At 74.9% G+C, this 13499-nt stretch carries 12 protein-coding genes and 3 tRNA genes; 9 read left to right on the top strand and 6 right to left on the bottom strand.

Annotated features, from left to right (window positions below; translation table 11 throughout):
- Positions 1–196 precede the first annotated feature (196 nt).
- Positions 197–1804 carry an LCP family protein gene (locus OG823_RS23985; protein ID WP_371481716.1) on the top strand — a complete coding sequence of 536 codons (1608 nt, stop codon included), beginning with the start codon at positions 197–199 and terminating at the stop codon, positions 1802–1804.
- Between the two features lie 22 nt (positions 1805–1826).
- Here the strand turns inward: OG823_RS23985 and OG823_RS23980 are convergent, their stop codons facing one another.
- Positions 1827–2813, bottom strand: coding sequence for an NADP-dependent oxidoreductase (locus OG823_RS23980; RefSeq protein ID WP_371481714.1), 987 nt, complete (start codon positions 2811–2813; stop codon positions 1827–1829).
- A 234-nt stretch (positions 2814–3047) separates the two neighbouring features.
- Between OG823_RS23980 and OG823_RS23975 the strand changes: the two genes are divergently transcribed.
- Positions 3048–3713: a TetR/AcrR family transcriptional regulator gene (locus tag OG823_RS23975; protein ID WP_371481712.1), complete on the top strand. Its 666-nt coding sequence runs from the start codon at positions 3048–3050 to the stop codon at positions 3711–3713.
- Here OG823_RS23975 and OG823_RS23970 read toward each other — a convergent pair.
- Both OG823_RS23970 and OG823_RS23965 read right to left on the bottom strand, forming a co-directional pair.
- On the bottom strand, positions 3688–4599 hold the full coding sequence (locus OG823_RS23970) for a 1-aminocyclopropane-1-carboxylate deaminase/D-cysteine desulfhydrase (protein ID WP_371481710.1): 912 nt from the start codon (positions 4597–4599) through the stop codon (positions 3688–3690). The two genes, OG823_RS23975 and OG823_RS23970, sit on opposite strands and share 26 nt — an antisense overlap.
- 143 nt (positions 4600–4742) lie before the next feature.
- The gene (locus OG823_RS23965; protein ID WP_371481708.1) at positions 4743–5846 is read right to left on the bottom strand and encodes a hypothetical protein; all 1104 of its coding nucleotides are present in this window, start codon (positions 5844–5846) and stop codon (positions 4743–4745) included.
- 260 nt (positions 5847–6106) lie between these two features.
- Here OG823_RS23965 and OG823_RS23960 point away from each other — a divergent pair, with 260 nt between their 5' ends.
- From OG823_RS23960 to OG823_RS23950, 3 genes are all read left to right on the top strand, one after another.
- Entirely contained in the window at positions 6107–6436 is a 330-nt protein-coding gene (locus OG823_RS23960) for a WXG100 family type VII secretion target (protein ID WP_371481706.1), read from the top strand.
- Positions 6437–6556: 120 nt separating this feature from the next.
- Positions 6557–7663: a hypothetical protein gene (locus OG823_RS23955; protein WP_371481704.1), complete on the top strand. Its 1107-nt coding sequence runs from the start codon at positions 6557–6559 to the stop codon at positions 7661–7663.
- 180 nt (positions 7664–7843) lie between these two features.
- Complete coding sequence (locus OG823_RS23950; protein WP_371481703.1) at positions 7844–8458, top strand: hypothetical protein; 615 nt, start codon at positions 7844–7846, stop codon at positions 8456–8458.
- A 225-nt stretch (positions 8459–8683) separates the two neighbouring features.
- Here OG823_RS23950 and OG823_RS23945 read toward each other — a convergent pair.
- A tRNA-Ile gene (locus OG823_RS23945) sits at positions 8684–8757 on the bottom strand.
- Between the two features lie 468 nt (positions 8758–9225).
- On the opposite strand from OG823_RS23945, the gene OG823_RS23940 reads away from it, so the two are divergent.
- Together OG823_RS23940 and OG823_RS23935 are read left to right on the top strand one after the other, a co-directional pair.
- The gene (locus OG823_RS23940; RefSeq protein ID WP_371481701.1) at positions 9226–9903 is read left to right on the top strand and encodes a serine protease; all 678 of its coding nucleotides are present in this window, start codon (positions 9226–9228) and stop codon (positions 9901–9903) included.
- Between the two features lie 264 nt (positions 9904–10167).
- Entirely contained in the window at positions 10168–10947 is a 780-nt protein-coding gene (locus tag OG823_RS23935) for a serine protease (RefSeq protein WP_371481699.1), read from the top strand.
- 149 nt (positions 10948–11096) lie between these two features.
- Here OG823_RS23935 and OG823_RS23930 read toward each other — a convergent pair.
- Both OG823_RS23930 and OG823_RS23925 read right to left on the bottom strand, forming a co-directional pair.
- Positions 11097–11169: transfer RNA gene (locus OG823_RS23930), tRNA-Asn, on the bottom strand.
- Positions 11170–11227: 58 nt separating this feature from the next.
- Positions 11228–11300: transfer RNA gene (locus OG823_RS23925), tRNA-Asn, on the bottom strand.
- Positions 11301–11543: 243 nt separating this feature from the next.
- Here OG823_RS23925 and OG823_RS23920 point away from each other — a divergent pair.
- Together OG823_RS23920 and OG823_RS23915 are read left to right on the top strand one after the other, a co-directional pair.
- The gene (locus OG823_RS23920; protein ID WP_371481698.1) at positions 11544–11840 is read left to right on the top strand and encodes a hypothetical protein; all 297 of its coding nucleotides are present in this window, start codon (positions 11544–11546) and stop codon (positions 11838–11840) included.
- A gap of 130 nt (positions 11841–11970) precedes the next feature.
- Complete coding sequence (locus OG823_RS23915) at positions 11971–13404, top strand: FGGY family carbohydrate kinase (RefSeq protein WP_371481696.1); 1434 nt, start codon at positions 11971–11973, stop codon at positions 13402–13404.
- Positions 13405–13499: the final 95 nt, after the last annotated feature.

Genomic DNA, 13499 nt, shown 5'->3' with positions numbered 1-13499 from the left:
CGCGCCCCCGGGGTCCGGTCTCCCGCGCCGGCCGGGCCGCGCGGACCCGCACGCAACCCCCCGGCGGTCGTGACTCCCGTCACACCGGCCGATTCCGGCCGTTCGACGTGTAACCGAACGTTCTGCCGAAGCGTCTTACCTGTGACACCAGAGCGCCGGCCCCGTGCCGCCGGCCGCAGAGAGAGCACAGGGGGAGATGGGCGATCCCACGAGCGGCCACCGCGAGGACCGGGCCGAGGCCCGTACCGAACGGGTCGGGCCGCGGCGCAGGCGGATCATCCGGACCGCCGTCGGCCTCGCCGCCGTCCTGGTGCTCTCCACCGCCGGTGCGGGCGCCTGGTTCTACCACCGCCTCGACAACAACATCACCACCTTCGACCCGGGCGGCGTGGCCACCAGCCGCCCGCCGGCGCCCGTTCCGGTCACCCCCGGCGCCCGGCTGCCGGTGAACGTGCTCGTCCTCGGCTCCGACACCCGCGAGGACGGGAACGACCAGCTCGGCGGCGGCGACGTGGGCGTCGGGCACTCCGACACGGCGATCCTGCTGCACATCTACGCCGACCACCGGCACGCCGTCGGTGTGTCGATACCCCGGGACACCCTGGTGACCATCCCGGCCTGCAAGCTGGCGAGCGGCCAGTGGAGCACGCCGCACACCAACCGGATGTTCAACGAGGCCTTCACCGTCGGCGAGTTCCCCAAGGGCAACCCGGCCTGCACCCAGAACACCGTGGAGGCGCTCACCGGCCTGCGGATCGACCACACCGTCGTGGTCGACTTCCGGGGCGTCGCGGCCATGACCGAGGCCATCAACGGCGTGGACGTCTGCGTGCCGAACGCGGTCGACTCGCACGACATCCACCTCGCCAAGGGCCCGCAGAAGATATCCGGCCAGCCGGCCGTCGACTTCCTGCGCGCCCGCTACGGCTTCGGCGACAACTCCGACATCGGCCGGATGAAGCGCCAGCAGGCCTTCCTCTCCTCGATGATCAAGAAGGTCCAGGGCGAGGGCTTCTCGCTCACCACCCTGCTCCCGCTGGCCGACGCCGCCACCCGCTCGCTGACCGTCGACGCGGGCCTGGGCACCGCGATGAAGCTGGTCGACTTCGCCCAGTCGCTGCAGAACATCAAGCTGTCGGACATCACCTTCGTCACCACTCCCTGGCGGTTCTCGGGCGAGCGGGTCGCCCTGGTCCACCCGGACGTGGACACCCTGTGGGCCCTGCTGCGCGAGGACCGGACGCTGGACGGCCGGCCCACCGGCCAGGTCACCGACCCGGCCTCCGCCGCACCCTCCGGCGCCTCCACCGACCCGGACGCGCCGTCCACCGGCTCGTCCGCCGAAGCGTCGACCGGCGCCTCCACCGCCGACCACGCCTCACCCGCCACACCCACCCCGGCGTCGGCCGACACCTCGATCGTGCTCGTCGACGGGACGAACGCGGCGGGGCCGGCCACCCGTACCGCCGACACGCTGCGGGCCAGGGGCTACCGCAACGTCACGATCGGCGCCACCGGCGGTGGCCGGCTCACCACCGAGATCGCCTACACCCCCGGCAGCCGGGCCGCCGCGGAGCAGCTCGCCGCGCTCTTCCCCGGCGCCCGGCTCACCGCCGACAGCGGCGAGGCGGCCGAGGGCGTGGTGATCACCCTCGGCCGCGACCAGCGGGCGGCCGCCACGAGCGCCACGGCTTCCACGGCCTCCGCGGCCCCCACCGGCATACCGTCGAGCATCCCGTCCGGCATCGCCGACAACACCCGCAGCGCCGCCACCGACCCTTGCGCCGACCTCACCTTCGGCTGACGGCCGGCGGCAGGCCGGGGGTTCACGCCCCCTCGGCCACCCGGAGCACGATCTTGCCCTGGATGTGCCCCCGGTCGGCGCGCCGGTGCGCGTCGGCCGCGCGTTCCAGCGGGAAGACGCTGTCCACCCCGACCCGCAGCCGGCCGCTCTCGATCAGCGCCGCCAGGGCGCCCATCTGCTGCCCGTCCGAGCGCACCTGGCCGCCCTTGAAGGTGATGCCCGCCTCGTGCGCGCGCTCGCGGTGGTACTCCCCCAGGAAGACGGGGCTGAGCGTCCCGCCGGGCCGGATCACCGGCAGCAGGCGATGGCCGTCCGGCCCGCCGACGGTGTCGACCAGGTGGTCGACACCGCGCACCACGTCCCCGACGACGGTGGTCGTGTAGTCCACGAACCGGTCGACCCCGAGACGGCGCAGGAACTCCTCGTGCCGGCCCGAGGCCACCCCGATCACCTGTGCGCCGAGCCCCTTGGCCAGCTGGACGGCGAAGTGGCCGACCCCGCCGGCGGCGCCGTTGACCAGGACCGTCCGGCCCGGCGCCCGCTCCGCGTCGAGGCCGATCCGCTCGAACAGGTACTGGTAGGCCGTGAGGCCGGCCATCGGGACGCCGGCGGCCTCGACGTGCCCCAGCCCGGCCGGCTTGCGGGCCAGATCCGTCACCGGCGCCGTCGTGTACTGCGCGTACCCCCGGCCGGCCATCGAGGGGAACCTGAGCAGTCCGAACACCTCGTCGCCGACCGCCCAGCGGGTGACCCCCGGGCCGAGGGCCGCCACCACGCCCGAGACGTCCGTCCCCGGGATGAGCGGCAGCGGCACCGGCACCCGCACCTCCGCGGGGATGTTGGCGAAACCACCGCGGGCGTACCAGTCCGGCGGGTTGACGCCCGCCGCGTGGACCCGCACCAGCACCTCGCCGGCCGCCGGCTCGGGGCGCGGCACCTCCTCGTACCGCAGCACCTCCGGGCCGCCGAGGGCGTGCATCCGGACAGCCCGCATCATCGCACCGGTCATGACTCTCCCCTGGGTCGCAGACCACCCCGTAGAATACGGAGCGCTGCTCCGAATACTAAGCGGAGCACTGTTCCGATTGTCAACACCCAGGGCCCGGCGCAGCCGCTCCGGCACCACCGCGACCGCACCGCGCACGCCTCGCCGCGGCGCGCGGGACGACGACCACGGCGCAGGCGACGCGATTCCGCGCGGCAGCGGGACGCGCGAAGCGGCGCCGGCGACGGGAGAACACCCATGACCGCCGAGACACCCGTGACCGCCGAGACACCCGTGACCGCCCAGCCACCCGTGACCGCCGAGCCACCCGCCCCGCGCGGGCAGCGCGCCGACGCCCAGCGCAACCAGGGGCGGATCCTCGAAGCGGCCAGGGCCGTCGTCGAGGAGCAGGGCACCCAGGCCTCCCTGCGCGACGTCGCCCGCCGCGCGGAGGTCGGCCTCGGGACGCTCTACCGGCACTTCCCGACCCGTGACGCCCTGCTGGAGACCCTGCTGCGCGAGCGCTTCGACCTGCTCGCAGCCCGCGCGGTGGAGCTTGGCACCGACCGCCCGCCCGAGGAGGCGTTGCGCGAGTGGCTGCGCGGGTTCACCCTCAGCACCGGCACCTACCGGGGGCTGTCCGCCTCGCTGATGGCCACCCTGAACGAGGCCGACTCGCCCCTGCACGCGTCCTGCCTGGCCATGCGGCAGGCCGCCGGGACGCTGCTCGCCCGCGCGCAGGACGCCGGACGGATCCGCCCGGACGTCGACGGCACGGACCTCTTCGCCCTGGTCAACGCACTGGGCTGGATCTCCGACCAGGCCCCGTCGATCGCCGCTCGCGGCGACCACCTGTTCGGTCTGGTGATGGACGGGCTGGCGCCACGCCCGCCGGCCGCTACCGCGGATCCGGCAGACCGGTGACGACGACGGTCATCCGGGTCCCCGGCGCCAGGGCGCCGGTCTCGGCCAGCCCGTACACCGCCCACAGCGCCTTGGCGACGTAACGTCGCTCGATCGCCAACCCGTGCCGCTGCTCGAAGCCGGCGGCGAACTCCTCCAGCTCCGCCGGGACCCGGCCGTACCCGCCGCCGTGGTAGTCGTGCTCGATCCGCCAGTTGGCGAACTCCCGCCCGTACGCGGCCCGGTGGAGGCGGGCCACCTCGCCCTCCAGGTAGCCCTCCGCGCCGCGCAGGACCGCCACCCCGAGCGCCCGGGCGCCGGGCGGAAGACCGGCCGCGACACCCGCCAGCGTGCCCCCGGTGCCGACCGGGCAGCAGAGCACGTCCCGCTCACCGAGCCCGGGGATCTCACCCGGGATCGCCGCCGCCCCGGTCACCGCCGCGGCGTTGGAGCCGCCCTCCGGCAGGATCAGGCACCGGCCCCAGCGCCCGGTCAGCCCGCGGACGAGCACCGGGTCGTCCGGCCGCCCGACGATCTCCCGGTACGCGGTCCGGGTCAGGAACTCCAGCTCCATCCCGGCCGCCTCGGCCGCCCGCAGCGACCAGTTGCGCGGCGCACCGGCCAGCTCGGCGCCCCTGACCAGCCCGACACTGCCGAGGCCCAGCGCCTCGGCGGCCGCCGCCGTGGCCCGCAGATGGGTGGAGTAGGCCCCGCCGAAGGTGAGCAGCCGGGTGTGCCCCGCCGCCAGGGCCCGCTCCAGGTTGGGCACCAGCTTGCGCCACTTGTTGCCCGGGACGGCCGGGTGCAGCAGATCGTCCCGCTTCAGCCGCAGCCGCACCCCGGCCCGCGCCAGGATCGGGTCGCTGAGCTCCTGGAGCGGGGTCGGCAGCGCGGCGGGTGCAAGCATCGGGCCAGCCTAGAGCGCCCGGACCGGGCCGGACGGGGCCCGCCGGACCGGGGGTCGCAGAACCGGGGGTCGCAGAACCGGGGGTCGCCGGACCGGGGGTGGCAGGGCGGTCCGGGGCTCGCCGCTCCGGGAGCGGCAGGCCGTCAGGTGCGGAAGCCCGCGTGCACGTGGTCGTGGTGGGTGTCGTCCGAGAAGAACTGGTTGGCCGTCGCGCCCCCGCCGAGCTGCCGCGGGCCCCCGACGTTGTACGAGCCCGCCGCGGCGGCCGCCCGCATGAAGCCGTCGACCAGCGCGCGGTCGGTGGCCGGGTCGACCACGGCGTGGCCGTCGATCTGCCAGACGTCGAACGCCCGGCCCGGCGGATGGTCGCTCGGGCGGGTCGTCCCGAAGACGTCCAGCGGGTGCCCGGAGCGGATCACACTGACCTGGTAGGTGTACGTCCGCGCCAGCGTGAGCATCGCCTCCAGCACGCTGTCGTGGACGGATCCGGCGCTCACGTCGGCCAGCGCGGCGGGCGGCAGCACGATCCGCCCCTCGGCCAGGACGGCCCGGGCCGCGGGCGAGAGCGTGCCGGCCGGCGGACCGGGCTCGGCCGGGTGCAGGGCGGTCACCGTCCAGCGGGGCGACGCACGGGCGAGCCGTACGTCGGCGGTGGTGCCGCCCGCCGTCACGCCCCCGTCGGCCGCCGCCGTCCACTGACGGCAGACCACCAGGACGCTGGCGCTGCTCGCCAGGATCCCGCCGTACTGGGCGTCGAGCACCTGGAGGGCCGCCCGCTCGGCGGCCGGCAGCAGCGCGCCCGCCTGGTCGGCCAACGCCGGGTCGAGCCCCAGCGCGGTCACGCGGGCGCGGGCCACCTGCACACCCTCGCCGCCGTCGGGCCAGGCCCCCAGTGCCTCGACGAGCTGGACGGCGCGCAGTTTGACGTCCGGCTCCACCTCACCGGCGCCCGGGAGCCACGGGGTGGTCGCCGGCAGCGCCCCGGGCGCGGCGGACGACGCCGTGGCGGGCGGGGAGGCGCCTGCGGTGGACGCCCCGGGCGGGGAGCCGGGTGCGGACGCGGGCGGGGAGCCGGGTGCGGACGCGGGCGTCGGCGTGGTCGCACCCGCCGTACCGCCGGGTGAGGCGCCCGCGTCGGCGCCGTGTCCGCCGCAGCCGGCCGCTCCCAGCAGCGCGCCGACACCGCCGAGCAGCACCGCCCGCCGGGCGAGCGGCCTGCGGAGAGCCTCGCGGGGGCCTGGTTCCATGGCTCCCACTATGCGCGACGGGCCGACGGGACGGCCCGTCGCGCATCCGGCGAGCCGCGAGGGCCGCCCACTCCCCGCTGCCTCCGGGCGGGCGGGGCGCCGGGTACGGGCCCCGGACACCCGGCCCGGGGCGGCCGTCGCGGAGCACTCCCGGGCGCCCCCGGCCGCAGCCGGGGCGGGACCGGGTCTCCCCGTGGGGCAGGACGTCCGCTAGCCTTTTGACCGATTATCATATATGGCTGGTGCACGGGGGAGCGGGAATGAACTTCATCAGCAAGGCATGGGACGGTGCGACCGAGGTCGTCAAAGACGTGGTCATGGCACCCGCCGAGATCGCGCACTGGGCCCTGAACGAGATGTTCGGCGAGGGCGACCTGCACCAGATCGCCCAGGAACTCGCCGAACTCGCCAAGCAGGTCGACACCCTGAGCAAGGACATCAACACCGCGCTCGGTCAGCTGACCTGGCACGGTCCGGCGGCGGACGCCTTCGTCAGCCACGCCCACGGGCGGGTCCGCGAGCTCGGAGCCGTGAGCGACCACCTCGCGGAGCTGGGCAAGTCGGTCGAGCGTCTCAACAACGTCTTCTGACCGGACCGGCACCTTCGCGCCGCCCACGACAGCCGGAGCGGCGCCACCGCGACGTCCGCGGGCCTGCCCGCCCCGGCGCACCGCAGGACCACCGCACGAGAACCAGGGGGATCGAACGACATGGCCAGCGATCAGTTCGGCTACCAGATGATGGAAATCGGCAAGATCCAGCAGGACTGGCAGAACGTCAGTGAACGCATGGGCGAGATGACCAAGAAGCTCGACCAGATCAAGGCCGCCGTCGTCCGGGCCACCGAGGTCGACCTCGCGGCCAGCGCCTTCGCCGGCCTGCCCGGATTCGGGGCGGCGCTGGAGGTCATGAAGGACGCCAAGAAGATCGCCTCCGAGGCCGGCGCGCTGGCCCAGGCCAAGCAGCAGCTGACCTCCGAGCTGGCCGCGGACGCCCAGAAGATCAAGGCCGTGATCAGCGAGTACGAGGCGATCGAGCGCAAGATCGTGGAGTCGCTGAAGCCCAAGCCGCCGGTGACCGCGCCCACACCCCCCAAGCCCGCACCCCCCGCGCCCGCTCCCGGTCCGGGCGGCGGCGGCAAGCACGGCGGCGGCGGAAGCGGCGGCGGCGGCGGTTCGCACTCCGGCGACGACGGCGGCGGTGGAAGTGGCGGCAGCGGTGGCAGCGGCGGTGGCAGCGGCGACGCAGGCGCTCCCGGTGGCAAGCACGACGGCGGTCACCTCAAGGACCTCAGCAGGGGCGACTGGAGCACCAAGTACCTGTACGGCGCCAAGGGCTGGGAGGACTGGCCCTCGAAGCACCACCCGCACCGGACGAACGGCCACGGCGACGGCGTCATCAAGGCGCCCAACCTCGACGGGCTCTCGGACGACCGCAAGGGGATCGTCGAGCGGGCGCTGGAGCGCGCCGAGCACAAGCTCGGCTACAGCCAGAGCGCCGAGACGAACGGCTACCGCGTCGACTGCTCCGGCCTCGTCTCCTGCGCCTGGGGCCTGCCCGGGCCGGGCCTGGACACCTACGGTCTGATGAAGCCCAGCGTCTCGCACCAGATCGGCAAGGGCGACCTCCGGCCCGGCGACGCGATGATCGCCGGTGACCACACGCTGATCTTCGGCGGCTGGGCGAACGCCGCGCACACCGAGTACATCGGCATCGAGGACAGCGGCTCGGCCGGCTGCGTCTCGCACGTGATCCCGTACCCGTACTTCCACGGCGACACCAGCTACCACCCCTACCGGCGCAACGGCGTGGAGTAGGCCCACGGGTGCCGCCGCGGGCCCTGCGGTCCGCGGCGGCCGGCCCCGCGCGGGGCCGGCCGGTGTCCGGATCACGTACCGGACCGTGCCCCGGAGGTGACATGCTCCGGCCCGGCGGTAGTCTGTCCGATCGTCAGTTCGGAGCATCCGAAACGTGTCACCTCCGGGGGATCAACAACCGTGTCATCTCGTCGAGTTCTCTGGGCCGTCGCCGCCGCCGCGGCCGCCCTCACCCTGACCGCGTGCAACAACGACACCGACAACGCGGGCCCGGCCACCGCCGGTACGCAGGCCGCGCCCGCCCCCGCGGCCACCGACGCCGGCGCCGCCCCGGAGACCGCTGCGACCACGGCGCCGGCCCCGGCCCCGGCCCCGGCGAGCAGCAAGCCGGCCACCGGCGGGGCGAGCGGCGCGGCCACGCCGACCGGGGTCCAGAAGGACGGCTGCGGAGCCACCGGCAAGCCGCTGGCGGCGGGCCACCGGAACATCCTCCCGACCACGCGCACCACGGCGACCGCGATCTCCGCGAAGGACGCCCTGCTGGAGTGCACCCAGCCCGACTTCGGCTGGTGGCCGAACGGCGCGGAGAAGTCCTACACCTTCGCCGCCGGTGCCAAGGCCGAGGTGGCGGTGGACCTGCAGCCGCAGGCGATCTCGCTCGCCAAGCTGACCGAACGGATCGTGCGTTGCGCGGACGACACCGCCGACCACCTCGGCTGCGGCTCGGGGGCCTACCAGATCACCCTCGACGCCGGCGGCAAGATCACCGCGATCCGCGAGTACGCGGACTTCTGACCGGCCCCGGCCCGACTCCGAACACGTCCGGCCGGGCGCCTCCCGGCCGGACGCCGGCTCGCGTCCGCCCTGCGGCGCCGTGTCCGGTCCATGTCCACCGGCGGGACCGATCCCGGAGTGTCGCAACCCCGGCGGGCCTGCTCGGCGGCTAGAGTGCCAGCGTGCAACCCGGCGTTTTCGCAGGTCAACCCGGCATCACGTCGAACGGTCCGTCACGCTTCAGTGTGGGGCGGGTGGGACTCGAACCCACGACCAAGGGATTATGAGTCCCCTGCTCTAACCGGCTGAGCTACCGCCCCGGTTCGCCGTGCCCGTCGATGGTGCTCCGGGGCAGCAGCAGACGGCCCCGGAAGGCCGTCCCGGGCAGCATAGCCGGTCGATCACTCGTGGTGCGCGCCGGGGGCGCGCACGGGTGTTCGAGTCCGCCCCCCTCCCCGTCCGGGCGAATCCTGGTGGCGGCACGGGTCTCCCGGCCCGAGCGTGGAGCCGACGGCGGGCGCGGTGGCGGCCGGCGCGGTGCGGCGGAGGGGCGGTGCCGGATGACGATGCGTGAGCCGTCCGTCGGGGCCCTCACCCTCGCGTTTCCCCTCGCCCTCGCCCTCGCCCTCGGCTGCGCGGCCTGCGAGTCTGGCGGCACGGGCGGCACGGGCGGTACGGGGACGCCGGGCGGGTCCGCGTCCTCCTCGGGAGCCGGGCGGTCGCAGGGCTCCGCGCCGAGCGGGGCAGGGGGTGGGCACGGCTGGTCCAGGGACCGCATCCGCGCCGCTGTGGCCGAGCATCCCGGGACCACGCGAACGGCCGATCCCACCGTCCTGAACGGCCTGGTCGGCGCCGTCTTCACGCACAACGCGGGCGGCGACCACTTCTGCACCGCGAGCGTCGTGGACAGCGCCGGGCTGAACCTGATCGTGACGGCCGCGCACTGCGTCTACGACCCCGGGCTGGGACAGCGCAGCGACCTGGTGTTCGCCCCCGGCTACCGGGCCGGCGACACACCGAGCGGCGTGTGGCCGCTGCTCTCGGTGACCGTCGACCGGAGCTGGCAGGACTCCGCCGACCCCGACATGGACGTCGCCTTCGCGGTCGTCCAGGCGCAGAACGGGCAGCAGGTGCAGCAGGTACTGGGCGCCAACCGGCTCGGCGTCGACCAGGGGTACGAACTGCCGGTGAAGGTGACGGGCTATCCGAGCAGCGGAGACGTCCCGATCACCTGCGCCAACACCACCGCCGAACAGAGCCCGACCCAGCTGCGGATCGACTGTCCGGACTACACCGGCGGCACCAGCGGCAGCCCCTGGGTGACGGACTTCGACCCGACCACCCGGACGGGCACCGTGGTCGGCGTGATCGGCGGCTACCAGGAGGGCGGCGACACCCCCGACATCTCGTACACCTGCTACTTCGGGGACGGCGTCCAGGCCCTGTACGACCGGGCGACCGGCTGACCGGCCGTGGCGGTGGCGCCACCCCGGGCCGGCCTGGTAGATCTTCCTCGGGGACGCACCGGCGCACACCGGCCCGGGGGCCGGCCCTCGGCCCGGAACCCGCGCCCGACCCCACCCCGCCCCGCGCCCGACCCCACCCCGAGCACCCGCACCCGCACCCGCACCCGCACCCGCACCCGCACCCGCACCCGCACCCGCACGAGAGTCACCCCGCGCCCGTACAGCCGATGCGTGCCCCGCACGCGGACGAGAGACGGAGTCCCGATGGCGCCCGGACCGGACCGGCCCGGACGGCCGACCGCCCTGTGGCGGCCGGCCCACACACCCGCCCTGCTGCTGGCCGCCGTGGTGCTGACGGCCGCCGCCTGCGGAGGCGAGGGCGAGCAGCCGCCGCCCGCTCCCAGCGCCCGTACCATGCCCCGGGACGCCGCGGGCGACCGCATCGGCACCCTCTCCGTCGGCACCGCGCAGGGCCCCCGGGCGTGCACGGCCAGCGTGGTGCACAGCACCCGCCGCGACCTGCTGGTCACCGCGGCCCACTGCGTGGACGACGGGCAGGGCGGACCGCCGGAGGACCTGGTCTTCACCCCCGGCTACCGCAAGGGCCTCGCCCCCTACGGCAGCTGGCCGGTCGACGCGGTGACGGTCGACCGGCGCTGGACGGAGGACCTGGACCCGGAGTACGACGTGGCGTTCGTCACCGTGCGGCCGGTGGGCGGCCGGCAGATCGAGGACGTGGTGGGGGCGAACGCCCTGGGCGGCACCGACGGCTTCGGGGTGGCGGTCTCGGTGACCGGCTACCCGTACGCGGCCGAGGAACCGATCACCTGCTCCGCCCGGACGGCCTCGCAGAGCCCCACCCAGGAGCGCTTCGACTGCGACGGCTACGCCAACGGCACCAGCGGCAGCCCCTGGGTGACCTCCGACGGCCAGGTGGTCGGTGTCATCGGCGGCTACCAGGAGGGCGGGGACACCGACCGCGTCTCGTACAGCATCACCTTCGACGACCGGGTCACCCAGCTCTACCACCGGGCGGCCGGGTAAACGGGGCGCCGGGTGGTCGGGGTGGCCCGGCGCCGCCAAGGCCCGGCCTCACGAAGACCCGGTAACACGAAGACCCGGTAACACGAAGGCCCCCCGGGCTGACCGGGGGGCCTTCGCTCTGAGCACACACCGGGACGGACCCGGTGAAGCTCCCGCATTTGGACTCGAACCAAAAACCTGCCGGTTAACAGCCGGCTGCTCTGCCAATTGAGCTATGCGGGATTGCACCTGCGGAACTGCTGGGCCAGGACGACCGGCCACTCGGACCAGGCTACCTGAGCTCCCGCATTTGGACTCGAACCAAAAACCTGCCGGTTAACAGCCGGCTGCTCTGCCAATTGAGCTATGCGGGATTGAGCTGTCCGCCGCCGTTCCGGTCGTCCCGGTCCGTCGGCGCTCGCTGCGGGTCATACATTAGCGCACTCAGGGGGGTGGTCCGCCAATCGCTTTCCGCGTACCGGCCCGGGGCCCCCGCCCGGCGCGCCCGGCGCGCGGGCGGCCCGCGCGCCGGGGATGCTGAGGACACGGACGATTCGCCCCCGCGAACGGCGGGTAGGGCACTGCGGCACAGTTCGCGAGGAAGGGTAGGAACGAGTATGTGGAAGCTGAGTTTCGTCGTGGGGCTCGCGGCCGGGTACGTCCTTGGCACCAAGGCCGGCCGGCAGCGGTACGAGCAGATCGCGAGCGCCACCCGGCGGGTGGCGCAGAACCCCAAGGTGCAGAGCGCCGCCGACAAGGCCAAACACCAGGCCGGCGCCGCGGCCGGCAAGGCGGCGGGGGCCGTGGCGGACAAGGTCGGCGACCGGCTGCCGAACTCGCTGACCGACCGGGTGCCGTACTTCAACCACCGCCAGCAGCTGGAGGACGACAGTTGGGGGACGTTCCGCCCGTGAGTGACGCGGGCACCGGGCCCGGCGCCGGCCCTCCGGGCCGGGGCGGGGCGGACCTTACCGCCCGGTACCGAGTGGGCAACACTTGCGCCGCCCGGCCGCGTCCGGGCGCACGCTGAGGGATGATCTCGACATGGCCATCGTCGCGGGGATAGACAGTTCGACCAACCGCACCAGGATCGTCGCGTGCGACGCCGACACCGGAGCCGTGCTGCGCGCGGGCAAGGCCCCGCACCCCGCCCCCGAGGGGCCGGACGCCCGGGCCACCGAGACCGATCCGCAGCTCTGGCTGCACTCGCTCGGCGAGGCCGCCGCCGGGGGCCTGCTGGAAGGGGTCCGGGCGATCGGCGTCTGCGCGCAGCAGCACGGCATGATCGGCCTGGACGCGGGCGGCGTCCTGGTGCGCCCCGCCATTCTGTGGAACGACCCCCGCGCCTCCGGCGCCGCCGCCGCTCTGGTGGACGCCCTGGGCGGCCCCGCCGCCTGGACCCGGGCCATCGGGGCCGTCCCGGCCTCCACCTACACCATCGCCAAGCTCCGCTGGCTGGCCGAGTTCGAACCCGCCGCGGCGCGCCGGGTCGCCGAGGTGCTGCTGCCGCACGACTGGCTGGTCTGGCAGCTGCTCGGCCACCCGCAGCGGCGTACCACCGACCGGGGCGACGCCTCCGGCACCGGCTACTGGTCGCCGATCACCGGCGAGTACCGCCAGGATCTCGTCAAGCTCGCGCTCGGCCACGAACTGCGTCTGCCGGACGTCCTCGGCCCCGCCGAGCCGGCCGGTCACACCCCCGAGGGCCTGCTGATCTCGGCCGGCACCGGCGACAACATGGCGGCGGCGCTGGGCCTGGGTCTCGGCCCCGGCGACGCGGTGGTGTCGATCGGCGGCAACGGCACGATCTTCGCGGTCCACGACCGCGCGGTGGTGGACGCCTCCGGCATCGTCTCCTCCTTCGCCGACGCCACCGGCCACCACCTGCCGATGGTCGGCACGCTCAACGCCGCCCAGGTGCTGCGCTCCACCGCCGCGATGCTCGGCCAGGATCTGGAGGGGCTCAGCGAGCTGGCCCTGCAGTCCTCGCCCGGCGCGTACGGGGTGGTGCTGCTGCCGTACCTGGACGGCGAGCGGACGCCGCAACTGCCCCACGCGGCGGGCACGCTGACCGGTCTGCGGGCCGAGTCGATGACGCCCCAGCACCTGGCGCGGGCCGCGGTCGAGGGCATGCTCTGCAACATCGCGGACGCGCTGGACGTCCTGCGGGCCAAGGGCGTCGGGGTCCGCCGGGTGTTCCTGCTCGGCGCGGCCGGTCGGCTGCCCGCCGTCCGGCAGATCGCCCCGCAGCTCTTCGGCGTCCCCGTCGTCGTCCCCGCCCCGGGCGACCACGCGGCCCGGGGCGCCGCCCGGCAGGCCGCGTGGGCGCTGGCCGGGAGCGCCGAGCCCCCGCAGTGGGAGCTGCCGGACGCCGTGACCACCACCCCCGACCAGGAGCAGGACCTGCCGGTCGGCTCGGCGGTGCGCGGGCAGTACGCGGCCGCCCGCGAGCAGATCCACCCGGAGACCTCGGGCTGAGTCCGGCGTCGCCCGCCCGGCCGTCGCGGAAGATGCGGCCCCTGCGGACCGGTGGCAGCGTGGATCGGGACGCGGCCACCGGACCGAAGGGCGAC

Source organism: Kitasatospora sp. NBC_00315 (assembly GCF_041435095.1).
Lineage (GTDB): Bacteria > Actinomycetota > Actinomycetes > Streptomycetales > Streptomycetaceae > Kitasatospora.
The sequence above is the reverse complement of the archived record's forward strand: the minus strand, read 5'-3'. Positions and strand labels throughout refer to the sequence as shown.